This is a genomic window from Streptomyces sp. NPDC040589 (assembly GCF_055594445.1).
In genome coordinates this window covers 1,107,860-1,131,616 of record NZ_JBVIWP010000003.1, presented here as the reverse complement: position 1 = coordinate 1,131,616, position 23,757 = coordinate 1,107,860, and the positions used below count along the sequence as shown (strand labels likewise).

Here is a 23,757-nt window from a genome sequence, read left to right as displayed (position 1 = left end):
GAGGCTGGAATCGATCGGTAAGGTGTTCGCATGACTACCGGGGTTCGCCGCAGATTGGGAGTCGAGGAGCGGCGGCAGCAGTTGATCGGCGTCGCCCTCGAACTGTTCAGCCGCCGCTCGCCCGACGAGGTCTCCATCGACGAGATAGCGTCGGCCGCGGGCATTTCGCGGCCGTTGGTCTATCACTACTTTCCCGGCAAACTCAGCCTGTACGAGGCGGCGTTGCAGCGGGCGGCGGACGATCTCGCGGCCCGTTTCGTGGAGCCGCACGAGGGTCCGCTGGGGGCGCGGCTGCTGCGCGTGATGGGCCGCTACTTCGACTTCGTGGACGAGCACGGGCCGGGTTTCTCGGCCCTCATGCGCGGCGGACCCGCGGTCGGCTCCTCGACGACCAACGCGCTCGTCGACTCCGTACGGCAGGCCGCGTATGTCCAGATCCTTTCGCACCTGGGCGTGACCGATCCGCCCGCGCGTCTGGAACTGGTCGTCCGTTCCTGGATCTCGCTCGCCGAGTCGACGGCGCTGATCTGGCTGGACGGCCGGCGCATCCCGCGGGCGGAACTGGAGAGCCAGCTCGTGCACGACTTCGCCGCGCTGGCCTCCGTGAGCGCCGCCTACGACCAGGAGATGGGTGCCCTGCTGCGCCGCATCTTCAAGGAGGAGCCGGCCGACGGCCCGTTCGCCGACCTGGCCGGCCGGCTCCTGACGCTGGCGACCTGAACCCGCTCACCCTTCGAACTTCCGGTAGGAAACGTCCAGGTCACGCACCTCGGCGGAGGCGTGCAGCACGATCCCGTCGGCGGTCTTCAGATACGTGCGCAGCAACTCCAGCGCGGCTTCGGTGAGCCGGGCCTTGGTCTCCTCGGTGCGGCCGGCGAGCAGCGCGATGTGGACGTGCACATGGGCATGTCCCTCGGTGTCGGGCCCGACCACGATGTCCTCGGTCGGGCGGAACCGGCTCTTGCACGCCGGCGGCTTGGCGGCCGCGATGTCGACGGTCGCCTCGTGCAGCGCCTTGGCGAATCCGGTCCGGTCGAAGCCGTCCGCGAGGTCGGCGGAATAGTCGACGGTGATCTGCGGCATCAGTACTCCAGTCCTGGGCGGCCAACGGCTCACCCTAACCGGAGGGCCAGCATGGCGATGTCGTCCTCCCGGTCGTGGCCGAAGCAGCCCAGGAGCACGTCGCAGAGGGTGTCCAGGGGGGTGGGGGCGTCGGCGGCGGCCGTGCGGAGTTGTTCCAGGGAGACCTCCAGAGGGATGCCGCGGGTTTCGATGAGGCCGTCGGTGACCATGAGCAGGCGGTCGGTGGGGCTCAGGTGGTGCTCGGTCGGCGGGGGGCGTTCCAGGCCCAGGCCGAGCAGCGGACCGCACGCGTCGACGTACTCCGCGCCGCCCCCGTCGCGCAGGATCAGCGGCGGGATGTGACCGGCGTTGGCGATCCGCACCCGGCCGCTGCCGGGGTCGACCAGGGCCAGGCACACGGTGGCCGTGAAGTCGGGGTGGTACCGCTGGAGCATCCGGTCGAGCCGCCCGGCCAGCACGACCGGGTCGCTCTGGTCCACGCAGTAGGCCCGCAGCGCGTGCCGTATCTCGACCATGACGGTGGCGGCGTCCAGCGAGTGCCCGACCACGTCCCCGACCGCGGTGAGCACCCCGTCGCCGGTGCGCAGGGCGGCGTAGAAGTCGCCGCCGATCTCGGCCTGCCGGGAGGCGGGCACATAGCGGACCTCGATGTCGACGCCGGGCAGGTGGGGCAGCTTGTGCGGCCGGGGCAGGAAGCTGTGCTGGAGGGTGAGGGCGACATGCCGCTCCACCTGGTACAGCAGCAGCGGTTCGGCGGCGAGCGCGGCGGCCTGGGCGAGCCGGGCCAGCAGCCCGTCGTCCGCGGGGCCGTTGATCGCCGCGCGCCGCACGGGCGTGGCCAGGCACACGGCCGTACGGCCGTCCTGGCCCGTCGCCACGGTCAGGAGGGCGTCCTCCTCGACGCCCGGCCGGAAGATCCCGGCCGGCCACAGCGGCGCGGGGACGACGGCGCTGTGCACGCCCGTACGGCCCTCCGCGATCCGGGCGGCCAGCCGTGCCGCCGCCTGGTGCGCGCCGCTGTCCGTCGCCGCGGGACGGCTGCGGGCCGATCCTTGGTAGGGCTCGCCGTCGGGGGCGATCACGAACACCACGGCGGGCGAGCCGGTGAGGCGGGCGGTGCCGTCGGCGGCCGCGGTGGCGAGTTCCCGGGGGCAGCGCGCCGTCTGCACCGTGATGATGGCCTCGGACAGCAGGGTCAGCCGGTGGACGACGGTCTCGGCGCCCGCGGTGCGGCGCGCTCCGCGCACGGCGGCCCGGACGACGGCCTGGATCTCCAGCGGTTCGGCGGGCACGGTCAGATAGGCGTCGCCGCCCGCGTCCAGCCCCCGGCACCGGTCGCCGGGCGCGGTCTGGGCTGCCGAGAAGTGCACGACGGGCAGGGCGGCCATGGGCGGCAGGGCCCGGAGCCGGCGGCACAGTTCGAAGCCGCTCATGTCCGGCAGGCCCACATCGACGAGGGCCACGTCGGGCAGGGTGCCGTCGCGCAGCCGGACGTCGAGTTCGACGAGCGCCTCGCCGCCGCTGGCTACGGGCACGACCTGGTGACCGGCCCGGCTGAGCACCGCGCCCATGGCGTACCGGCTGGCCGCGACGTCGTCCACGACCAGCACGGTGGTGCCGGGGATGTGCTGCGTGCCGTTGCCGTCCATCTCGATCGAGGAGCACCTCGGGGCGTACGTGGGTGGGGCGGGCCGTCGGTCACGGCCTGCCCCACCCAACGTAGTGCGCTACGCGCCGGCCCGGGTGAAGACGGCGACCGTGCGCCCCGGAACGGCGAACGTGCCCGATTCAGCCGCGTACGTGGACGACTTGACGGTAGGGTCCGCCCCCGCCGCCTGCACCGGGTGCAGCCGGTAGCCGGTTCCGGCGAGCGCGGTGACCTGCTGTTCCTGGCGCTCGGGTGTGGCGTTGAAGACGACGACGAGATCGCCGAGCCGCATGGTGATCACGCCGGGTGTCTCGTCCTTGCCGGACAGCGGGAAGGAGAGCTTCGACTGCACCTGGCCGGCCGTGGCGAGGGAGAACGCCGGCTCCGCGGAACGGATCCTCAACAGATCCCGGTACGCGGCCGAGGTGCCCTCGATCTGCTCGCAGCCGACCTTGACCGTGCTCAACAGGGGCTTGCCGTAGGGCCACTTGTCCTTGTTGTCGGCCGCCATGGGCAGGCCGCGGCCGAAGCCGTTGCCGTCGGCGCAGTTCCAGTGGACGGCGTTGAACCAGTCGCCGCTGTCGTAGGAGTTGCGGTCCAGGGACTTGGAGCGCAGCAGGTCGGTGCCCGCCTGGGAGAGGGCCGGCCCCTGGGAGAGGGTGGCCGTCGCCATGGCGAGGACCTGCATCCGGGCCCGGTCGGACGCACTCGTCGTGGCGGGCAGTTTGAAGGCGAGGGCGTCGAAGAGCGACTCGTTGTCGTGCGCGTCGGCGTAGGCGAGGGCGTCGCCGGGGGCGGCGGCGTAGCCGGCGGGTTGGCCGTTGTAGTCGACGTCGGCGCCGGTGACCTCCTTGCCGCCGGTGTCGGTGAACCGGTAGCCGGCGAGGTTGCCGGAGAGCCCGACCTTGATGAGGTCCTGGTAGTGCAGCAGGCGGGCCTTCTGCTCGGCCGGGGTGCCGTTGTGCTGCGAGGAGTTGGGGTCGGTGTACAGGCCGGACGCGAAGCCCTGGACGCCGGGGTCCTCGTCGAAGGGGCCGCCGCCGCGCACGGCGTCACGGGCGCGGTCGGAGAAGGTGGCGATGCCGGTGCCGGCCATGTTCTTCTGTGTGGCCTGCGGAAACCGGGCGTCGTCGGCGATCTCGCCGAAGTTCCAGCCCTCGCCGTAAAGGATGATCCTCTTGCCGTCGACGCCGTCCTTGGCGAGGGTGAGCGCGTCGAGGGCCTTGCGGACCGCGAGGATGTTGGCCTTCGGGTGGTGGCCCATGAGGTCGAAGCGGAAGCCGTCGACCTTGTACTGCTTGGCCCAGGTGACGATCGAGTCGACGACGAGCTTGCCCATCATGGCGTTCTCGGTGGCCGTGTTGGCGCAGCAGGTGCTGTTCGCGACCGAGCCGTCGGCGAGGAGCCGCTGGTAGTAGCCGGGCACGATCCGGTCGAGGACGCTTGTCCGCTCCTGGCCGCTGGCCGCGGTGTGGTTGTAGACGACGTCCATGACGACCCGCAGGCCGTCGTCGTTCAGCGCCTTCACCATCTTGCGGAACTCGACCGTGCGGGCCGTGCCGTCCGGGTCGGTGGCGTAGGAGCCCTCGGGGACCGTGTAGTGGTACGGGTCGTAGCCCCAGTTGTAGGCGTCCTTCGCGGCGATCTTCCCGACGCACTCCTGCTGCTTGTCGGAGTCGGCCGGGTAGGAGGCGAGGTCGCAGTCGACGCGCGCCTGGTCGGCCTTGCGCTCCGGGACGGTGGCGATGTCGAAGGCGGGCAGGAGGTGGACGTACGAGGTGCCCGCCTTGGCCAGCTCGCGCAGATGCTTCGAGCCGTCGCTGTCCTTGTCGGTGAAGGCGAGGTAGCTGCCGGGGTGCTTCGCCGTGCGGTCCTCGACGGAGAAGTCCCGGATGTGCAGCTCCTGGATCTGGGCGTCCCTCAGCGGTACGGCCTTGGGCTTGGTGTAGGCCGACCAGCCGGAGGGCTTGAGGGCCTGGTCGTCCAGGTCGACGACGAGGCTGCGCTCCGAGTCGGCGGTGAGGGCCAGGGAGTAGGGGTCGGTGACCTTGTTGGTGACGACCTTGCGGACGCTGGGGGCCCAGACCTCGACGACGTACCGGTAGGGCTTGCCCTTCCAGGACTTCGGGCCGGTGACGGACCAGACGCCGGTGGTGGCGTCGCGCTTCATCGGCACGGTGGAGTCGCCGATCTCCAGTGACACCCGCCGCGCGGTCGGTGCCCAGACGGACAGCGTGGGGCGGCCCCGGGAGAACGCCGGGCCCAGGTCGGCCTTCGTGGCGTCGTACAGGTCGTCGAGGACACCGGCGATCTGGACACCGGTCGCCGCGAGCACGGCACCGTTGCCCGCGTGCTGCGTGGCGACGACCTGGCCGCGCAGGGCCTCGCGCACCCGGTCGCGGTCGCGCGGGTCGACAGTCCAGGCGTCGTACGCCTTCAGGTGCGGGAACCTGGCCTTCTGGGCGTCGGTCAGCTCCGTCTTGGACAGGCGCAGCCACTTGGCGTCACCGGTGAGGGCGCCGTCCTTCACCTCGATCGAGCCGTCGCGTGCGTAGAGCAGCTGGGTGGAGGCGGCCGCGTCGGAGCCGTTCCAGGCGAGGGTGTTCCGGTCGATCCAGACCGCCTTGGACGTGGTCAGGTCGAGCGCGGCGGCGGCACCCACCGGCTGCGGGAGCAGGTACTTCTCCTGGCCGCTCAACAGCCACACCTCGTGGCCGTTCGCCTTGAGGTCGAGCGACTGGTCGGAGGGCAGGTCCTTCTCGTCGCCCTTGTGGAGGATGTAGCTGAGGCTGGTGGCACCGTCGGTGAGCGGTACCTCGAAGACCGCACCATAGGTATCAGTCTTGACCGGCTTGAGGGGGTTCGACCAGTCGGTGGGGTTCGCGGCACCGGTCCAGACGTGCAGGCCCCAGCCGTCGTAGTTCCCGTCGGCCCGGTGGTAGTGCAGGACGGCCTTGGTCTTGTCCGGGGCCGGGTAGTCGGCCGCCGGCTTCTCCGTGCGGACGGTCTCCTCGCCCTGCTCGATCCAGACCTCGCCGGTCTTCGTGACGTCGATCGTGCGGTCGGTGGAGACGTCCTTGTCGCCGTCCTTGTCGATGACGAGGAAGCTGACGTTCGAGGCGCCGGGCTTGAGCTTGACGTAGGCGAAGGCGCCGTAGGCGTCACGGCCGGTGAAGGGGTGGCTCTCGGGCCATGGCGTGGCCTCGCCGTCGGCGAGGTCGCCCCAGGCGTACAGGCCCCAGTCGGCGTAGTTCCCGTCGGCGCGCTTGTAGTGGACGATCGCGTAGTCACGGGAGGAGGCGCTGGGCGGCTCGTCGACGGGCGGGGTGCCGGTGGTGGAGGCGGCCAGGGCGCTCGCGGTGCGCCCGGCCGAGTCGACCACGACGGCCTTGTAGCGCAGGGCCGTGCCGGGCGGTACGTCCTTGGCGACCGTGTGCGTGACCTTGTACGGGGCGTGGTCGGCGGAGCCGAGTGTCTGCCACTTTCCGTTGCCGGTCCGGGCCGCGAAGACGACCCGGTTGAGCCCGCCTCCGTCGACGTCGGCGGAGAGCTCCACGGTGCCGGTGGCGCCGACCGCCGGGGCCCTGAGGGTGATCGTCGGCTCGGTGGCGGGCGGGGCGAGCTCGCCGGCCGCCTTGAGGACGATCGCCGAGCCGGCCGGGACGGTGACGGTGAGCTTCTTGCCGCCGTCGCTCTTCGGGGAGGCGTCGGTGCCGTGGATGCCCTTGAAGGTCATGCCGGCCGAGCCGGTCGGGAAGGTCGCGGTCTTCGCCTCGCCCGCGTTGTTGAAGGCGACGACGTACTCGGTGCCGGTCTTCGCGTCGGTGCGGGAGAAGGCGTAGACGCCCGGGCCATCGGCCGCGTACCGCTGCTGCTGGACGCCGTCGGTGAGGGCCGGGTTGGCCTTGCGGAGTGCGGCGAGGGCGCTGATCTGCCGGTAGAGCGGGGCCTTGGTGTCGTAGGCGTCCTCGGCGTGGGTGCGGTCGGTGCCGATGCGGTCGTCGTCGAGGTAGTCGGCGGTGCGCGAGGCGAACATGCTCTGCCGGGCGTCCTTGTCGCCGCCCGGGCCGGTGAAGCCCTGCTCGTCGCCGTAGTAGACGACCGGGTTGCCGCGGCTGAGGAACATCAGCTCGTTGGCGAGCTCGTCCTTGGCGAGGAGCTCGGCGTCGGTGGCCTTCGGGTCGTCCTGCTTGAGGAACGAGCCGATGCGGCCCATGTCGTGGTTGCCGAGGAAGGTGACCTGCTCGTACGCGTTGGCCTTGCCGGTCGTGTACTTGTAGTCGTCGCCGAAGACACCCGCGAGCTTCTGCGCGCTCGCGCCCTCCGAGGCGTACTGCCGGGCGGCCTCCTGGAAGGGGAAGTCGAGCGTGGCGTCGAGCCGGCCCTGGGTGACGTACGGGGCAGTGACGTTCGTGTCGGCCGAGTAGACCTCGCCGAACATGAAGAAGTCGTCCCGGCCGCGCTGGGCGGCGTAGGCGTCGAGGGCGGTGGCCCACTGCGTCCAGAACTCCATGTTGACGTGCTTCACGGTGTCGATCCGGAAGCCGTCGACGTCGAAGTCCCGCACCCAGCGCTGGTAGATCTTCTCCATCCCCCGCACGACCTCGGGCCGTTCGGTCCACAGATCGTCCAGGCCGGAGAAGTCGCCGTGTTCGGAGCTCTCACCGGCGAAGGTGGAGTCGCCCCGGTTGTGGTACATCGTCGGGTCGTTGAGCCAGGACGGGACCTTGACGTTCTTCTTCGCCGCGGGGACGACCGGGGTGCGCGGGAAGGAGCCGGTGCCGACCTCGGGGAAGTCCCGTCGCCCGTCCGCGTAGTCGGCGTCGTCGAAGGGCTCGCCGTCCTTCGTCAGGTACGGGAAGGCGCCCTTGGAGAGGTAGTCGTAGGACTTCTCCTCGTAGTCGACGACGTCCGCCGTGTGGTTGGTGATGACGTCGAAGAAGACCTTCATGCCCTTGGCGTGGGCCTTGTCGATGAGGGTCTCGAGGTCCTTGTTGGTGCCGAAGTGCGGGTCGACCCGGGTAAAGTCCGTAATCCAATAGCCGTGGTAGCCCGCCGAGACGTTAGAGCCGTTGCCCTGTACGGGCTGGTTCTTGAAGATGGGGGCCATCCAGAGGGCGGTGGTGCCCAGGCCCTTGATGTAGTCGAGCTTCTTGGTCAGGCCCTTGAGGTCGCCGCCCTGGTAGAAGCCCTTGTCAGTGGGGTCGTAACCAGTGGTCAGGCGGGTACCGGTGAGTGCGCCCTTGTCGTTGCCGGTGTCGCCGTTGGCGAAGCGGTCTGGCAGGACGAAGTAGAACTGCTCGCGCGTGGAGTCATGCCGGGCGGGCTCGGCGGCGAGCTTGGCGTCGGACGGGGGCGGTGGCGGGGTGTCCGCCCGCGCCGCGAGGGGTTGGACGAGCGCTGCGGCCAGCGCGGTGGCGGTGACCGCGGCGACCCGTCCGGTACGGGCAGTTCGGCGCCTCGACGGCACCGGCCATCTCGGTATCAAGACGTGGACTCCTTGCGATGTGCGGCTCTTCGGGTCCGACCCCGCGCGACCGTATCGCCGCCGTAACTCTTACAGCAAGAGTCCTGAAAACATCAGAAAGGAATTGCATCAGAGGAAGTTGGTCTGGGGCAGTGCCTCCACAGGCAGCAACGCCTGATGCTCGTAGATGCGGGTCGACTTGAGTGAAGTCGGTGATCCATTTGATGACCCGCTTCGGCAGCTCACCCGCCGTCGGGCGCGGCAGTCCCTGCGCATATGCCTCACGACGTAGTCGAAGGGCGTCGTTCCACACGACGCGGGCGCACCCGAACGCCCTCGCCAGACTGCCGCACTGAGAAGCGCTCGGGTACACACGAAGGTTGTACCGGAGCTTCATGTTGATCACCTATGAGCACGGGACCCCATCCCCCGCCCGAAATGCTTCCTCATCAGAGCCCGGTCCCGCTCGCCGCTCCCAAACCGGCCACAGGCGTACCGGTGCGACGCGGCCGTGCTGACGCCCCTCGGGGAAGCCGGCCGAGGGGCGTCAGCTGACTTGCAACTCAGCAGCTCGACTTGCCGGCGTAGATCGCGAGGGCGGTGTTGGAGCCGAGGGTGGCCGTGAACTGCCCGCTGGAGTTCACCGTCACGGTCCTGTTGTTCTGCACATCGCAGTACGTCCCCGCAGGCAGCGACGTCTGATACGTACGGCTCAGCGAACCCGGCTCGTGGTTGATGGTTACGAACCCCTTGCCGCCCCGGCCGAAGGCGATCGCGTCGCCGCCGTTGTCCCACCAGTTGGTGACGGCCTGGCCCCGGGTGGCGTTGCGGAAGCCGACCATCGACTTGATCTCCGGCCAGTTGTGCTGGCACTTCCAGCCGTCCTGCCAGCAGGCGTTCACCTGGCCGCCGCCCGGCGGGCCGGCGTCGTGGTCGGAGAACTCGTAGCCGGAGTTGATGTCCGGGGCGCCGTAGGGCCAGGCGAGCATGAAGACGTTGGCCAGGGTGTAGGTGGCGTTGTCCTTGTAGCTCAGGGTGCTGCCGTTGCGCTCGGTGTCGTGGTTGTCGACGAAGACGCCGGAGACTCCGCTGTTCATGTAGCCCCAGCCCTCGCCGTAGTTCTTCAGATAGGCGAGGTTCTCGTTGTTGAAGACCCGCTTGAGGTCGTAGGCGTAGCGGAACTCCTGGACGTCGCCGTTACTCGTGTACTCGGTGGGCTGGACGGCTTCTCCGCTGCCGTAGATGACCTCCTGCTTCCAGTACACCGACGGGTTGCTCAGCCGGGACTTGATGTTCGCCAGGTCGGCCGTGTCCATGTGCTTGGCCGCGTCGATGCGGAAGCCGTCCACGCCGAGGGAGAGCAGGTCGTTCATGTACCCGGCGATGGCCCCGCGGACGTAGTCCTCACCGGTGTCGAGGTCGGAGAGGCCGACCAGTTCGCAGCGCTGGACGTTCCAGCGGTCCTGGTAGTTGGTGATCTGGGAGGTGCAGTCGTCGAAGTCGCTGGAGGAGTACAGGCCCGGATAGGTGTACTTCGTGTACGACGAGCCGCCGGTGCCGGTGCCGTTGCCCGCCGCCATGTGGTTGACGACGGTGTCGGCGACGACCTTCACACCGGCCGCGTGGCAGGTGTTCACCATGTTCCGGAAGGCCGTGCGGTCGCCGAGCCGGCCGGCGATCTTGTAGCTGACCGGCTGGTACGACGTCCACCACTGGGAGCCCTGTATGTGCTCGGCGGGCGGGGAGACCTGGACGTAGCCGTATCCGGCGGGGCCGAGGGTGTTGGTGCACTCGCGGGCGACGGAGGCGAAGTTCCACTCGAAGAGGACGGCGGTGACGTCCTTGGTGCCAGGTGGGGAGGCCTGTGCGCTGGTCGGGTTCATGACAACCACAGTCGCGGCGAGCGCGACGGCGGCGGAGAGGTGTCCGGGGAGGTGTCTGCGTGCCATGTGGGGTTTCCTTCTTCGTTGAAGGTTCTTGCAGCAAGGTTCAGAAACCTTGCGGTGACGCAGATGGTAAAGGCCCGCCACCCGAAAGGGCAGCGGGCCGTACGAAATTCAAAGGAAAAATCAGGCGGTGATCGCGGCGGTCGCGGTGGTCCACCACACCGTGCTGTCGGCCGGCACCTTCGCCTCGTCGTCGACCAGGACGACCTCGCCGCTCGCGACCAGCACCCGGCCGTACGCCGGCATCGCCACCGACTCCCCGGTGGTGTTCGCGACGCACACGAACTCCCCGCGCCGGAAGGCCAGCACGCCCTCGGGCGCCCGCAGCCACTCCACGGACGTACCGGCCCCCAGGTCGGGCTGCTCACGGCGCACGGCGAGCGCGGCCCGGTACAGCTCCAGGGTCGAGCCGGGCTCCCCGGTCTGCGCCTCGACGCTCAGCTCACCCCACCCGTCCGGCTGCGGCAGCCAGCTGCCCCCGTCGCCGAAGCCGTACGACGATCCGGTCCGGGTCCACGGGATCGGCACCCGGCACCCGTCGCGGAAGCCGTCCTGTCCGGCGCCCCGGAAGTACGCCGGGTCCTGACGCACCTCGTCCGGCAGGTCGACGACGTCGGGCAGCCCGAGTTCCTCGCCCTGGTAGACGTAGGCCGAGCCGGGCAGCGCCAGCATGAGCAGGCTCGCGGCCCGGGCCCTGCGCAGCCCCAGTTCCCGGTCGCCGGCCAGCCGGATCTGGGTGCCGAGCCCTGCCGGGTTGGCGAAGCGGGTGGCGTGCCGGGTCACGTCGTGGTTGGACAGCACCCAGGTGGCGGGGGCGCCGACCGGGCGCATGGCGTCCAGGGTGCGGTCGATGACCTCGCGCATCTCCTCGGCGTCCCAGTGGGTGCTGAGGTACTGGAAGTTGAAGGCCTGGTGCAGCTCGTCCGGGCGGACGTAGTGGGCGGTGCGCTCGATGGTCGGCGTCCAGGCCTCCGCGACGAAGATCCTCTCCCCCGCGTACTCGTCGAGGATGAGCCGCCACTGCCGGTAGATCTCGTGCACGCCCTCCTGGTCGAAGAACGGCATGACATCGTTGCCCAGCAGCTTCACCTGGTCGTGGGATCCAAGGTCGGGCAGCCCTTCCGCCTTCACCAGACCGTGGGCGACGTCGATACGGAAGCCGTCGACGCCCATGTCCAGCCAGAAGCGCAGGATCGAGCGGAACTCGTCGCCGACCGCCGGGTGCTCCCAGTCGAAGTCGGGCTGCTCGGGGGCGAAGAGGTGCAGGTACCACTCACCGGGCGTGCCGTCGGGTTCGGCGACCCGGGTCCACGCCGGGCCGCCGAAGATCGACTCCCAGTCGTTGGGGGGCAGCTCGCCGTTCTCCCCCTTGCCGGGGCGGAAGTGGTAGCGCTCCCGCAGCGGGGAGCCGGGGCCCTCGGCGACGGCCCGCTTGAACCACTCGTGCTGGTCGGAGGAGTGGTTCGGGACCAGGTCGACGATGATCCGCAGGCTCAGCTCGTGGGCGTCGCGGATCAGCGCGTCGGCGTCCAGGAGGTTGCCGAACATGGGGTCGACGGCCCGGTAGTCGGCGACGTCGTAGCCCGCGTCGGCCTGCGGCGAGGCGTAGAAGGGGCTCAGCCACACGGCGTCCACGCCGAGGTCGCGCAGATACGGCAGACGGGTGCGGACACCTTCCAGGTCGCCCATGCCGTCGCCGTTGCTGTCGGCGAAGCTGCGCGGGTACACCTGGTAGATCACCGCGTCCCGCCACCAGTCGCGGCGCTTGGCGACGGTGGGGGTCATGGCAGGGGCGGCGGAGTGCTGCTGGCTCATGTCGTCCTTGATGCGTCACAGGATGTCGGTCATGGAAGGCGTGGGCGGGGTGTTGTTGGGGCGGCCGCGGCACAGCGGGGTCGGATGGGCACCACGGCCGCCCACCACGCGCCCCCTCAGGGGCGCGGGGCTGTATCGATCTGCGGCTCCGCCGCGTGGGCGCGATCGGCCACGACGGCGCCGCAGCCGATCGCTCGACGAGGGTCACCCCTTGGTGCCACCGGCGGTGAGCCCGGTCACCAGGTTCTTCTGCACGAGATAGAAGAACAGGGCAGCCGGTATGGCGATCAGTACGGCGGTCGCGGCCATCAGGTTCCGCTGCGCGTCATGCTCGCTGACGAACGTCTGCAGACCGACGGCAAAGGTGTACTTGTCGTCGCTCAGCATGAACGTCGAGGCGAACGCGACCTCCCCGAAGGCCGTGAGGAAGCTGTAGAACGCCGCGACCGCGAGGCCCGGCTTGGCGAGCGGCAGGATGAGCCGCGCGAACGTGCCGAAGGGGGTCAGCCCGTCGACGCGCCCGGCCTCGTCGATCTCGAACGGGATGGTGTCGAAATAGCCCTTCATCAGCCAGGCGCAGTACGGCACGATCGTGGTGCAGTTGACAAGGATGAGACCAAGGTAGCTGTCGATGAGCTGCAGATCCGAGAGGATCTGGTACATCGGCACGATCAGGACCGCGATCGGGAACATCTGGGTGACCAGCAGTACCCACATCAGCTTCCGGTAACCCGGGAAGCGCATGCGGGAGACCGCGTAGCCGGTGGACGCCGCGACGACGACGCCGATGAGCGTCGTGCCCAGCACCACGACCAGCGTGCTCGTCAGCCAGTCGAAGAAGCTCGTGTCCTGCAGGACGAACGCGTAGTTGTCGAGCGTCATCTTGCTCCAGATGCGCCCGGGGTGGAGGTAGTCGTCCTTGTCCGGGCCGAGGGACAGGAAGACCAGCCAGGCGATCGGGAAGAGCGCGGTCAGGCTCGCGCCGATCAGCACGGCGTGCGAGGCGAGGGAGCCCGCGCGGCTGTTCTCGCCGCGGCGGCGGACCTTGCGGGGCGCGTCGGCGGGGCGCCGCTCGGTGACCGCGGCGGAGGTCTCGACGGTGGTCGTACTCATGGTGGACTCCTGCCTCAGATCGCGAGCTGCTGCTCGTTGCGGTTCAGCCAGCGGCGGTAGAAGGAGGTGAAGACGATCAGGAGGGACAGGAGCAGGATTCCGTAGGCGGCGGACTGTGCGTAGTCGCGCGGCTGCTGCCCGAAGCCCAGCTGGTAGGCCCAGGTCACGAGGATCTGGGCGTCGGGGGCGGTGTTGCCGAACAGCAGGAAGATGATGGCGAACTGGTTGAAGGTCCAGATGACGCCGAGGAGTACGACCGTCGTGCTGACGGACCTGAGGCCGGGCAGGGTGACGTAGCGGAACCGCTGCCAGGCGCCCGCGCCGTCCATCTCGGAGGCCTCGTACAGGCTCGCGTCGATCGACTGCAGTCCGCCGAGCAGCGAGACCATCATGAACGGCACACCGCACCAGGTGTTGACCATGATCGCGGCGAACCGCTGCCAGAAGGTGTCCTCCAGCCACAGCGGCGTCGGCAGGTGCAGGAGTTCCAGGCCGCTGTTGATGATGCCGCCGTCGGCGAGCATGAACCGCCAGCCGAAGACGGTGACGAAGGTCGGCACCGCCCAGGGCAGCACGAGGACCATCCGGTAGAGGGTGCGGCCGCGCAGCTTCTGGTTGAGCAGCAGCGCGAGTCCGAGGCCGATGCCGTAGTGCAGGGCGACACAGGCCGCCGTCCAGAAGACCGTCCACAGGAAGTGCGACCAGAAGCGGTCGTACGACGTCGGGCCCCACAGGATGTCGGCGTAGTTGTCCAGGCCGATGAACTTGTAGGTGGCGTCGATCTCGTTGACGCCGATCGTGCGGGCGGTGTTGAGGCTGGTGGCGTCGGTGAGCGTGAGGTACAGGCCGTACGCCAGCGGGTACAGCACGAGGACGCCGAGGACGATCGCCACCGGGGCGATCATCGCGTAGGCGTACCAGTGCTTGTGGAAGCCGTTCTTCAGCCGCTGGCCCGGCCCGGGGCGCGGGTCCCGCTCACCGCGCCGCTTGCCGGTCGCTCGGTCGATGACGACTGTCATGGTTCGGCACCTTCTGGAGGTTCAAGGAGGTCAGGGGGAGCTGCCCGGGCGCAGGCGCGGGCCTGTGGCCGCCGGATCCCCTCCCCCCATGCCAGGGGGATCCGGCGGCCACGCGGCGGTCACTTGGAGAAGTCGGGCACCAGCTTGGTGATGGCGGTCTCGGCGTCGCCGAGGCCCTTGTCCAGGGACTCCTTGCCGCCGGCGATCTCGATCAGCTCGTCGTCCAGCGGGCCCCACAGGGAGCTGTACTCGGGCAGCGCCGGGCGCGGCTGGGCGGAGGAGAGCACGCCCTGGTAGCCGTCGATGCCGGGGTCGGCCTTGACCTTGGCGGTGTAGGCGTCCTCGCGGGTGGGGAGCGTGGAGTTCTTGAGCGCGATGCTCTCCTGGGTCTTCGCCGAGGTCATGAAGTTGACGAACTTCAGCGAGGCCTCCTGGTGGGCCTTGTCCGAGCCCGCGTAGACGGAGAGGTTGTGGCCGCCGGTCGGGGCGCCCGCCTTGCCGGTGGAGCCGGCCGGGACGGTGGCGATGCCGAGGTTGTTCTTGTCCTTGAAGGCGGAGCCCTTGTAGAAGTTGGTGATCTCCCACGGGCCCTGGACGATCGAGGCGACCTTGCCGCTGACGAACGCCTCCTGGATGTGGGCGTAGGCATCGGCGGTGGTGTCGGCCTTGTGCAGGCCCTTGCCCTTGAAGAGGCTCTGCCAGGTGCCGTAGGCCTTCTTGGCCTCCGGCGAGGTCACGGTGATCTTCTTGGCGTCGACGTCGACGGTGTCGGCGCCCTCTCCGTAGAGGAAGCTCTGCGCGTAGTAGGCCTGGGTGGAGCCCCAGTAGCCGTCGACGCCGGTCTTGTCCTTGATCGTGGCGGCGGCCTTCTTCAGGTCGTCCCAGGTCTTGGGGGCCTCGACGCCGGCCTTCTTGAACAGGGCCTTGTTGTAGACGAGGGCGAGGGTGTCCGTGGTGAAGGGGACACCGTAGGTCTTGCCGTCGTACTTGGCCTGCTCGATCAGGCTGGGCTGGAACTTGTCCTGCTCGGCGAGGGCCTCGGTACCGTCGAGCGGCGCGAAGAAGCCCTTCTTGGCGAAGGCCGGGGTCCAGCCGACCTCGGAACGCAGCACGTCGGGGGCGCCCTTGGAACCGGCGGCGGTGTCGAACTTGTTCTGCGCCTGGTCGAAGGGGACGTTGACGTAGTTGACCTTGATGTCCTTGTGGGCCGCCTCGAACTCCTTGACCAGGGCCTTGTACGCCGGCGCCTCGTTGGTCGCGTTGGAGGTGTCCCACCAGGTGATGGTGACCGGGCCGCCGGCCTCGTCGCCGCTGTCGCTTCCGCCGCACGCCGTCGCCGCCAGGGCGAGGGACGCCACCAGCGCGGTGGCCGCTATGCCACGCCGCATGAGTTCTCCTTGAGGGTGAAAGCCCGTTCGTGCTGCCGACTGCGCCGTTGGCCGCCGGGCGTCGGTGAGATTAGCCGCGCTTCACGGACTTGCGAAAGACCTTGCAGCAAAAAGTTGCAAGCGGTGCGGATGGTTACCCCGCCGTGACCTCGCTTCTGCCCCTGCGGAACCCGGATTTCCGGCTGCTCGGCGGGGACTCGGACAGCTGTGCAAGACTCTGCAAGCACTTGCCATCCGCTTCCGTCGGGGGAATCATCCGTTGCGGATCGGACGCCGGCCACGACCTCTTCTCGACCTTTTGGGGACCGCGATGACCCAGCAACCCGCCGCCGGCCGTGGGACGGCACGCACCAGGCGTCCCGTCGGTGTGCAAGGAGATCCCCGGCCGCTACAGTCCGGTGCTGTGACCACACGGCTTGCCGACATCGCCGCTCAGGCGGGGGTGAGCGAAGCGACCGTCAGCCGCGTCCTCAACGGGAAGCCGGGCGTCGCCGCCACCACCCGCCAGTCCGTGCTGGCCGCCCTCGACGTACTGGGCTACGAACGCCCGGTGCGCCTGCGCCAGCGCAGCGAGGGCCTGGTGGGCCTGATCACCCCGGAGCTGGAGAACCCGATCTTCCCGGCCCTGGCCCAGGTCATCGGCCAGGCGCTGACGAGGCAGGGCTACACCCCCGTCCTCGCCACCCAGACCCCGGGCGGCTCGACGGAGGACGAGCTCACGGAGATGCTCGTCGACCGCGGCGTCGCCGGCATCATCTACGTCTCCGGGCTGCACGCGGACACCACCGCCGACATGCAGCGCTACGACCGGCTGCGCGCGCAGGGCGTGCCGTACGTGCTGGTCGACGGCTTCTCGCCGAAGGTGCAGGCGCCGTTCATCTCCCCCGACGACCGCGCGGCGATGAGTCTGGCGGTCACGCACCTGGTGTCCCTGGGGCACCAGCGGATCGGGCTGGCCCTGGGGCCCAAGCGGTTCGTGCCGGTGCAGCGCAAGATCGAGGGGTTCGTGCGCACGATGCAGGACCAGTTGGGCCTGGGCGCCGAGGCCGTCGAGACGGAGCTGGTCCAGCACTCCCTCTACACCCTGGAGGGCGGCCAGGCCGCGACCACGGCGTTGATCGGGCGGAACTGCACGGCCGTGGTGTGCGCGAGCGACATGATGGCGCTGGGCGCGATCAGGGCGGCGCGGCAGCTGGGCCTGGACGTGCCGAAGGACATCTCGGTGGTCGGCTTCGACGACTCGCCGCTGATCGCCTTCACCGACCCGCCGCTGACCACGATCCGCAAGCCTGTCCCGGCGATGGGCCAGGCCGCCGTCCGCACGCTGCTGGAGGAGATCGGCGGGACTCCGGCCCCCCACAGCGAGTTCGTGTTCATGCCCGAGCTGGTGGTACGCGGTTCGACCGCCTCGGCACCCGGGGATCGCGGTCGTTCCTGACGTCGTGGCCTGATCTCGCCCTAGGGAGAACATGCGACCCGGGCCTCGCCGGGGGATGATCGGTGGGGAAGTCCTTTTCTGGCAGACTTTGTGCCTATGGGTGACACGACCGTGACGAAGCCGGAAGGCCGGGAATCGGCCCTTCCGCAGACCGTTACGGCCGAGAGCGGTCCGGGTTCGCCGCGCGGGCTGCGCGCCCCGCGCCGGCCCCGGTTCTGGTTCGAGATCCTGCTGATCGCGGTGAGTTACTGGACGTACTCACTGATCCGCAACGCCGTGCCCGAGCAGAGGGCCGAGGCGCTGCGCAACGCCGACTGGATCTGGAAGGCCGAGCACCATCTGGGCATCGCCGTGGAGGAGTCGGTCAATCACGCCGTGAACGCGGCGACTTGGCTGATCATCGGCATGAACTACTACTACGCGACGCTCCACTTCGTGGTGACGCTGAGTGTGCTCGTGTGGCTGTTCCGTCGGCATCCCGGCCGGTACGCGGCGACCCGGCTGGTGCTGTTCGCGACCACCGCCGTCGCCCTGGTCGGCTACTACCTGTATCCGCTGGCGCCCCCGCGGCTGATGAACGGCGGCGATTTCATCGACACCGTCATGGTCCACCAGACCTGGGGATCGATGGCCTCCGGCGACCTGAAGCACATGTCCAACCAGTACGCCGCGATGCCGTCGATGCACATCGGCTGGTCACTGTGGTGCGGCCTGACGATCTTCGCCCTGTCGGCGATCCCCTGGGTGCGGGTGCTGGGCCTGCTGTACCCGACGCTGACCCTGGTCGTCATCGTCGCCACCGCGAACCACTTCTGGCTGGACGCGGTGGGCGGCATGCTCTGCCTGGCCTTCGGATTCACGGTGGCGAGGCTCTGGTACGGCACCCAGCCGTACGCACTGCCGCGCCTGGTACCGGCGAGATCCGCCTCGCCCGGGCACCGTCAGCGGGTTCGAGCCGGCCGCGGGCCGTCGGCCTAGGGCAGGACCTAGCGCTCCGCCGCCCCGTAGAACAGCTCCTCCACCACGCCCCGTGCCCTGCGTGCCGTGCGGCGGTACGCGTCGAGCATGTCGCCCGCGTGGCCGGGGCCGTAGCCCAGGTAGCGGCCGACGGCCGCGAGTTCTCGGGGCTCGGTGGGGAACGTGTCGCCGGCCCGGCCGCGGACCAGCATCACCGCGTTGCGGACGCGGGTCGCGAGGACCCAGGCCTCGTCCAGGGTCGCGGCGTCCTCCTCCGTGATGAGCCCGGCCGCGCGGGCGGCGGCCAGGGCCTCGCGGGTGCGGGTGGTGCGCAGGCCCGGCTCCGCCGAGCCGTGCCGCAGTTGCAGCAGCTGGACGGTCCACTCCACGTCGGACAGGCCGCCCGGGCCCAGCTTGGCGTGGAGTTTGGGGTCGGCGCCGCGCGGCAGCCGCTCGGACTCCATACGGGCCTTGAGCCGCCGGATCTCGCGGACGGCCTCGTCGTCGAGCCCGTCCGCCCGGTAGCGCAGCGGGTCGATCAGCTCGATGAACCGGCGGCCCAGGTCCTCGTCCCCGGCGACGGGCTCGGCCCGCAGCAGCGCGTGCGACTCCCAGGTCAGGGACCACCGGCGGTAGTACGCCTCGTACGACTTGAGGGTCCGGACGAGCGGCCCGGACTTGCCCTCGGGGCGCAGGTCGGCGTCGATGAGGAGGGGCGGGTCGGCGCTGGGGATCTGGAGCAGGCGGCGCATCTCGGAGACGACCTTGTTGGCGGCCTGCCCGGCCTCCTGCTCGTCGACGCCGTCCCGCGGCTCGTGCACGAACAGCACGTCCGCGTCGGAGCCGTAGCCCAGCTCGTGCCCGCCGAAACGGCCCATGCCGATGATCGCGAACCGGGTGGGCAGGCTGTCGCCCCAGCCCTCCCGCACCACGGCCCGCAGGGTGCCGGCGAGCGTCGCCGCCGTCAGGTCCGACACCGCGCCGCCGACCCGGTCCACCAGCGCGCCCTGGTCGGCCTCGGCGGGCTGCTCCTCGGTGCCGTAGGAGCCGACGATGTCGACGGCGGCCGTACGGAACAGCTCGCGGCGGCGCACCCCGCGTGCCGCGGTGACGGCCTGGGTGGCCCCGTCGGCCCGTTTCACGGCGGCGAGTATCTCCTGCTCCAGATGGGCGCGGGAGCGCGGTTCGAGACCGCCGCCGTCCCCGTCGCCGAGCAGCGCCACCGCCTCCGGGGCGCGCATCAGCAGGTCGGGCGCGAGCCGCCCGGCGGACAGCACACGGGCGAGGTTCTGCGCGGCGGCGCCCTCGTCCCGCAGCAGCCGCAGGTACCAGGGTGTCTTGCCGAGGGCGTCCGACACCTTGCGGAAGTTGAGCAGGCCCGCGTCCGGGTCGGCGGAGTCGGCGAACCAGCCCAGCAGGACGGGCAGCAGGGTGCGCTGGATGGCGGCCTTGCGGGTGACGCCGGAGGCCAGCGCCTCCAGATGGCGCAGGGCGGAGGCCGGGTCGGCGTAGCCGAGGGCGACCATGCGCTCCCGGGCCGCCTCGGGCCTGAGCCGGGCCTCTCCGGGAGCGAGCTGGGCGACCGCGTCGAGCAGCGGCCGGTAGAACAGCTTCTCGTGCAGCCGGCGTACGACGGTGGCGTGCCGCCGCCACTCGCGGTGCAGGTCGGCGACCGGGTCGGCGCGCAGGCCGAGGGAGCGGCCGATGCGGCGCAGCTCGGCCTCTTCCTCGGGGACGAGATGGGTCCGCCGCAGCCGGAACAGCTGGATTCGGTGCTCCATGGAGCGCAGGAAGCGGTAGGCCTCGTCGAGCTGGGCGGCATCGGCACGGCCGACGTAGCCGCCGGCGGCGAGGGCCTTGAGCGCGTCGAGCGTGGTGCCGCTGCGCAGGGAGGTGTCGGTCCGGCCGTGCACCAGCTGGAGCAGCTGCACGGCGAACTCGACGTCCCTGAGGCCGCCCGGGCCCAGCTTCAGCTGGCGGTCGACCTCGGCGAGGGGGATGTTCTCCACGACCCGGCGGCGCATCTTCTGCACGTCGGGGACGAAGTTCTCGCGCTCGGCGGCCTTCCACACCAGGGGCTGGACGGCGGCGACGTACTCCGCGCCGAGGTCGAGGTCGCCGGCCACCGGGCGGGCCTTGAGCAGCGCCTGGAACTCCCAGGTCTTGGCCCAGCGCTGGTAGTAGGCGAGGTGGCTGGAGAGGGTCCGCACCAGCGGACCGTTTCTGCCCTCGGGCCGGAGGTTGGCGTCCACGGGCCAGATGGAGCCCTCGACCGTGGTCTCCGAGCAGATCCGCATCATGTGCGAGGCGAGCCGGGTCGCGGCCCGCACGGCCTTGGTCTCGTCGGTCCCCTCGGTGGCCTCCCCCACGAAGATGACGTCCACGTCGGAGACGTAGTTCAGCTCGTGGCCGCCGCACTTGCCCATCGCGACGACGGCGAGCCGGCACTGGGCGGCGTCCTCGGGCGCGGCCGCCTCGGCGATGCCGAGGGCGGCGCGCAGGGTGGCGGTGGCGAGGTCGGCGAGCTCGGCCGCGGACTCGGCGACGCCGGTCGTGCCGCACACGTCCCGGGCGGCGATGGACAGCAGGCAGCGCCGGTAGGCGACGCGCAGGGAGACCGGGTCGGTGGCCTCCGCGAGGCCGGCCTCGAACTCCTCCACCCCGGGGTGCAGGTCGTACGCCTCGTACATGACGAGCGCCTGCCAGTCGTCCGGGTGCCGGGTGAGGTGGTCGGCGAGGGCGGTGGAGGCGCCGAGCACGCCGAGCAGCCGGTCGCGCAGCGGCTTGGCCGCGATCAGCGTGTCGAGCAGTTCCCGGCGGGCGCCGGGGTTCGGCTGGGCCTCCAGCAGCCGGACGAGCCCGAGCAGCGCGAGATCGGGGTCGGCGGTCCCGCCCAGCGCTTCCAGCAGCACCGGGTCGTCGCGCAGGAGCACGAGTTCGGCACTGTCCAGGAGCCGTTCGGCGGCGGTGGCGTCGGTGAAGCCGTGCCGCAGCAGCCGTGTGAAGGTACTGCTCCTGCGCCCCGGCGCCGCCGTCATACCGGGCCTCCCTCGGACTCGTCTCGGACTTCTTCGGTCTTCTTCGGATCAAGGTCGTACGGCTTTGAGCCTAGCCGCAGAGCCCGGGGCGGGCTCCGATGAGTTCGGTGGACGGACAGGGTCTGCCCTGTGAGGCGAGAGGCGGGAGGACACTCATGACCACCATGCACCCCGAGACCCGGCTGGACCGGCGCTACAGCGACGAGACGGCCACCGCGACCGACTGGCAGGAGGCCGAAGCGCGGCTCACGGCGGCGGAGCTGTTCTGGATCACGACGGTACGACCGGACGGGCGCCCGCATGTCACCCCGCTGCCGGCGATCTGGTCGGACGGCGCCCTGCACTTCTGCACGGGCCCGGAGGAGCGCAAGGCGCGGAACCTCGCGGAGAACCCGCACGTCGTGCTCACCACCGGCACGCCCACGTGGGACCAGGGCTACGACCTGGTGGTGGAGGGCGAGGCGAGGCGCGTGACCGACGACGCCCGGCTACGCGAACTGGCCACCGCGTGGGAGACGAAGTACGGCAGCTTCTGGCACTTCGAGGTGCAGGAGGGCTATTTCCACCACGGTGCGGGACACGCGGCCGTCTACGCGGTGGCGCCGCGCACGGTTTTCGGCTTCGGTAAGGGGGAGCCGTTCAGCCAGACGAGGTGGCGGTTCGCCTGAGCCGTGATCCGATGCCCGACGGATGCCTGACGAAACGGATGCCTGACGAAGGAGTCACGCCATGGACTTCACTCTCGAAGTGATCCCGCTGCCCGTCACCGACATCGACCGTGCCCGGGACTTCTACCGGGACAAGGTCGGCTTCCACGTCGACATCGACCAGGAGGTCATGCCCGGGATGCGGATCGTCCAGCTGACCCCTCCGGGTTCCGGCTGCTCGATCGCCCTCGGCGAGTCGATCTGGGAGATGACACCCGGCCCCACCCCGGCCCCCGGCTCGTACCAGGGCCTGCAACTGTGCGTCGCCGACATCAAGGCGGCCCACGCGGAGCTCGTCGAACGCGGCCTCGACATCTCGGAGCCGGTCCAGTACGCGCCGGACGACGGCGCCACGTTCATGCACTTCACGGACCCGGACGGGAACGGCTGGGCGGTCCAGGAGTACCGCCGCCGGGCGACGGAGCCACTGCACCAGCTGCTGGCGGACCTCAAGCGACAGGGGGCGTGACCCTGCCGGGCCCCGCGGAAGCGGACGAGGGGCCGACGGTCCGCGACCGTCGGCCCCCTCTGTCGTCTCGGCGGGCGAATCCGCGCCGGCCTGCGCCTACAGCGCCGGCAGGTTCTTCCGCAGCTCGAACGCCGTGACCTCCGAGCGGTACTCCTCCCACTCCTGCCTCTTGTTGCGCAGGAAGAAGTCGAAGACGTGCTCGCCGAGGGTCTCGGCGACCAGGTCGCTGCGTTCCATCAGGGTCAGGGCCTCGCCGAGGTTCTGCGGGAGGGGTTCGATGCCCATCGCGCGGCGTTCGGCGTCGGAGAGGGCCCAGACGTCGTCCTCGGCGCCCGGCGGGAGTTCGTAGCTCTCCTCGATGCCCTTGAGGCCGGCGGCGAGGAGGAGGGCGTAGGCCAGGTAGGGGTTCGCGCCCGAGTCCAGGGAGCGGACCTCCACCCGCGCCGAGCCGGTCTTGCCGGGCTTGTACATCGGGACGCGGACCAGCGCCGAGCGGTTGTTGTGGCCCCAGCAGATGTACGAGGGGGCCTCGCCGCCCGCGCCCGCCGTGCGCTCCGCGCCGCCCCAGATGCGCTTGTAGGAGTTGACCCACTGGTTGGTGACCGCGGAGATCTCCGCCGCGTGCCGCAGCAGGCCCGCGATGAAGGAGCGGCCCACCTTCGAGAGCTGGTACTCCGAGCCCGACTCGTAGAAGGCGTTGCGGTCACCCTCGAAGAGCGACAGGTGCGTGTGCATGCCGCTGCCCGGGTGCTCGGAGAACGGCTTCGGCATGAAGGTCGCCTGCACGCCCTGCTCCAGCGCCACCTGCTTCATGACCAGGCGGAACGTCATGATGTTGTCGGCCGTGGAGAGCGCGTCGGCGTACCGCAGGTCGATCTCCTGCTGGCCCGGGGCGCCCTCGTGGTGGGAGAACTCGACCGAGATGCCCATCGACTCCAGCATGGTGATCGCCTGGCGGCGGAAGTCCATGCCGACGTTCGTCGGGGTGTGGTCGAAGTAGCCGGAGTTGTCGGCGGGCGTGGGACGGCTGCCGTCCAGCGGCCGGTCCTTCAGCAGGAAGAACTCGATCTCCGGGTGGGTGTAGAACGTGAAGCCCAGGTCGGAGGTGCGGGCCAGGGCGCGCTTGAGGACGTAGCGCGGGTCGGCGAAGGACGGGGAGCCGTCCGGCATAAGGATGTCGCAGAACATCCGGGCCGTGCCCGGGGCCTCCGCACGCCAGGGCAGGATCTGGAAGGTCGAAGGGTCCGGCTTGGCGATCATGTCGGACTCGTAGACCCGGGCGAAGCCCTCGATCGCGGAGCCGTCGAAGCCGATGCCCTCGTCGAAGGCCTGTTCCAGCTCGGCCGGGGCCACGGCGACGGACTTGAGGAAGCCCAGCACGTCCGTGAACCACAGGCGTACGAACCGGATGTCGCGCTCCTCCAACGTCCGGAGCACGAACTCCTGCTGCTTGTCCATCTTCCGCTTCCCCATCCTTGCTGGTCAGGCCGCCTTCTCTTCCGTAGCCGGGAGGCGGTCGGGCACGTGAGCATCCCACCACACCACCATTTCGTACGCGTTGCGCACCATGATCGCCCGGCCGGCCCGGGGCCGAACGCCTCACGTACGGCAGGTGAACTGCTCTTCTGCCCATAGTGCCTGTTCGCGGCGACATCCGTAACGGCCGGTC

At 70.1% G+C, this 23,757-nt stretch carries 16 protein-coding genes; 5 read left to right on the top strand and 11 right to left on the bottom strand.

The features are described from left to right. Nucleotides 1-30 precede the first annotated feature (30 nt). The gene (locus ACZ58V_RS17520; protein ID WP_189724659.1) at nucleotides 31-720 is read left to right on the top strand and encodes a TetR/AcrR family transcriptional regulator; all 690 of its coding nucleotides are present in this window, start codon (nucleotides 31-33) and stop codon (nucleotides 718-720) included. A gap of 6 nt (nucleotides 721-726) precedes the next feature. On the opposite strand, the gene ACZ58V_RS17515 is transcribed toward ACZ58V_RS17520, so the two are convergent. From ACZ58V_RS17515 to ACZ58V_RS17475, 9 genes are all read right to left on the bottom strand, one after another. Further along, nucleotides 727-1,083, bottom strand: coding sequence for a 5-carboxymethyl-2-hydroxymuconate Delta-isomerase (locus ACZ58V_RS17515; RefSeq protein WP_468190698.1), 357 nt, complete (start codon nucleotides 1,081-1,083; stop codon nucleotides 727-729). Nucleotides 1,084-1,112: 29 nt separating this feature from the next. Next, nucleotides 1,113-2,732, bottom strand: a complete 1,620-nt coding sequence (locus ACZ58V_RS17510; RefSeq protein WP_468190700.1) for a SpoIIE family protein phosphatase — start codon at nucleotides 2,730-2,732, stop codon at nucleotides 1,113-1,115. A gap of 78 nt (nucleotides 2,733-2,810) precedes the next feature. Further along, the gene (pulA, locus tag ACZ58V_RS17505) at nucleotides 2,811-8,141 is read right to left on the bottom strand and encodes a pullulanase-type alpha-1,6-glucosidase (RefSeq protein WP_471290716.1); all 5,331 of its coding nucleotides are present in this window, start codon (nucleotides 8,139-8,141) and stop codon (nucleotides 2,811-2,813) included. Continuing rightward, complete coding sequence (locus ACZ58V_RS17500) at nucleotides 8,044-8,595, bottom strand: helix-turn-helix domain-containing protein (protein ID WP_471290714.1); 552 nt, start codon at nucleotides 8,593-8,595, stop codon at nucleotides 8,044-8,046. Before ACZ58V_RS17500 ends, pulA begins: the two co-directional genes overlap by 98 nt. A 166-nt stretch (nucleotides 8,596-8,761) precedes the next feature. Continuing rightward, nucleotides 8,762-10,147 (bottom strand): alpha-amylase, encoded by a 1,386-nt coding sequence (locus ACZ58V_RS17495; protein WP_471290654.1) that lies wholly within the window; start codon nucleotides 10,145-10,147, stop codon nucleotides 8,762-8,764. A gap of 120 nt (nucleotides 10,148-10,267) precedes the next feature. Next, nucleotides 10,268-11,959, bottom strand: coding sequence for a glycoside hydrolase family 13 protein (locus tag ACZ58V_RS17490; RefSeq protein ID WP_468190703.1), 1,692 nt, complete (start codon nucleotides 11,957-11,959; stop codon nucleotides 10,268-10,270). A gap of 204 nt (nucleotides 11,960-12,163) precedes the next feature. Further along, on the bottom strand, nucleotides 12,164-13,072 hold the full coding sequence (locus tag ACZ58V_RS17485; RefSeq protein WP_468190705.1) for a sugar ABC transporter permease: 909 nt from the start codon (nucleotides 13,070-13,072) through the stop codon (nucleotides 12,164-12,166). Nucleotides 13,073-13,086: 14 nt separating this feature from the next. Beyond that, complete coding sequence (locus ACZ58V_RS17480) at nucleotides 13,087-14,091, bottom strand: carbohydrate ABC transporter permease (protein WP_468190707.1); 1,005 nt, start codon at nucleotides 14,089-14,091, stop codon at nucleotides 13,087-13,089. A gap of 119 nt (nucleotides 14,092-14,210) precedes the next feature. Next, nucleotides 14,211-15,479, bottom strand: coding sequence for an extracellular solute-binding protein (locus ACZ58V_RS17475; protein ID WP_471290653.1), 1,269 nt, complete (start codon nucleotides 15,477-15,479; stop codon nucleotides 14,211-14,213). Nucleotides 15,480-15,882: 403 nt separating this feature from the next. Here ACZ58V_RS17475 and ACZ58V_RS17470 point away from each other — a divergent pair, with 403 nt between their 5' ends. After that, on the top strand, nucleotides 15,883-16,917 hold the full coding sequence (locus ACZ58V_RS17470) for a LacI family DNA-binding transcriptional regulator (RefSeq protein WP_468190711.1): 1,035 nt from the start codon (nucleotides 15,883-15,885) through the stop codon (nucleotides 16,915-16,917). A 96-nt stretch (nucleotides 16,918-17,013) separates the two neighbouring features. Next, nucleotides 17,014-17,895: a phosphatase PAP2 family protein gene (locus ACZ58V_RS17465; RefSeq protein ID WP_471290652.1), complete on the top strand. Its 882-nt coding sequence runs from the start codon at nucleotides 17,014-17,016 to the stop codon at nucleotides 17,893-17,895. Nucleotides 17,896-17,903: 8 nt separating this feature from the next. Here the strand turns inward: ACZ58V_RS17465 and ACZ58V_RS17460 are convergent, their stop codons facing one another. Then, nucleotides 17,904-20,912, bottom strand: a complete 3,009-nt coding sequence (locus ACZ58V_RS17460) for a bifunctional [glutamine synthetase] adenylyltransferase/[glutamine synthetase]-adenylyl-L-tyrosine phosphorylase (RefSeq protein ID WP_471290651.1) — start codon at nucleotides 20,910-20,912, stop codon at nucleotides 17,904-17,906. A gap of 155 nt (nucleotides 20,913-21,067) precedes the next feature. On the opposite strand from ACZ58V_RS17460, the gene ACZ58V_RS17455 reads away from it, so the two are divergent. Beyond that, the gene (locus ACZ58V_RS17455; RefSeq protein ID WP_468190717.1) at nucleotides 21,068-21,580 is read left to right on the top strand and encodes a pyridoxamine 5'-phosphate oxidase family protein; all 513 of its coding nucleotides are present in this window, start codon (nucleotides 21,068-21,070) and stop codon (nucleotides 21,578-21,580) included. Between the two features lie 61 nt (nucleotides 21,581-21,641). Next, nucleotides 21,642-22,088: a VOC family protein gene (locus ACZ58V_RS17450; protein WP_471290650.1), complete on the top strand. Its 447-nt coding sequence runs from the start codon at nucleotides 21,642-21,644 to the stop codon at nucleotides 22,086-22,088. A 96-nt stretch (nucleotides 22,089-22,184) separates the two neighbouring features. Here the strand turns inward: ACZ58V_RS17450 and glnA are convergent, their stop codons facing one another. Further along, the gene (glnA, locus tag ACZ58V_RS17445; protein WP_215121869.1) at nucleotides 22,185-23,546 is read right to left on the bottom strand and encodes a type I glutamate--ammonia ligase; all 1,362 of its coding nucleotides are present in this window, start codon (nucleotides 23,544-23,546) and stop codon (nucleotides 22,185-22,187) included. Nucleotides 23,547-23,757 lie beyond the last annotated feature (211 nt).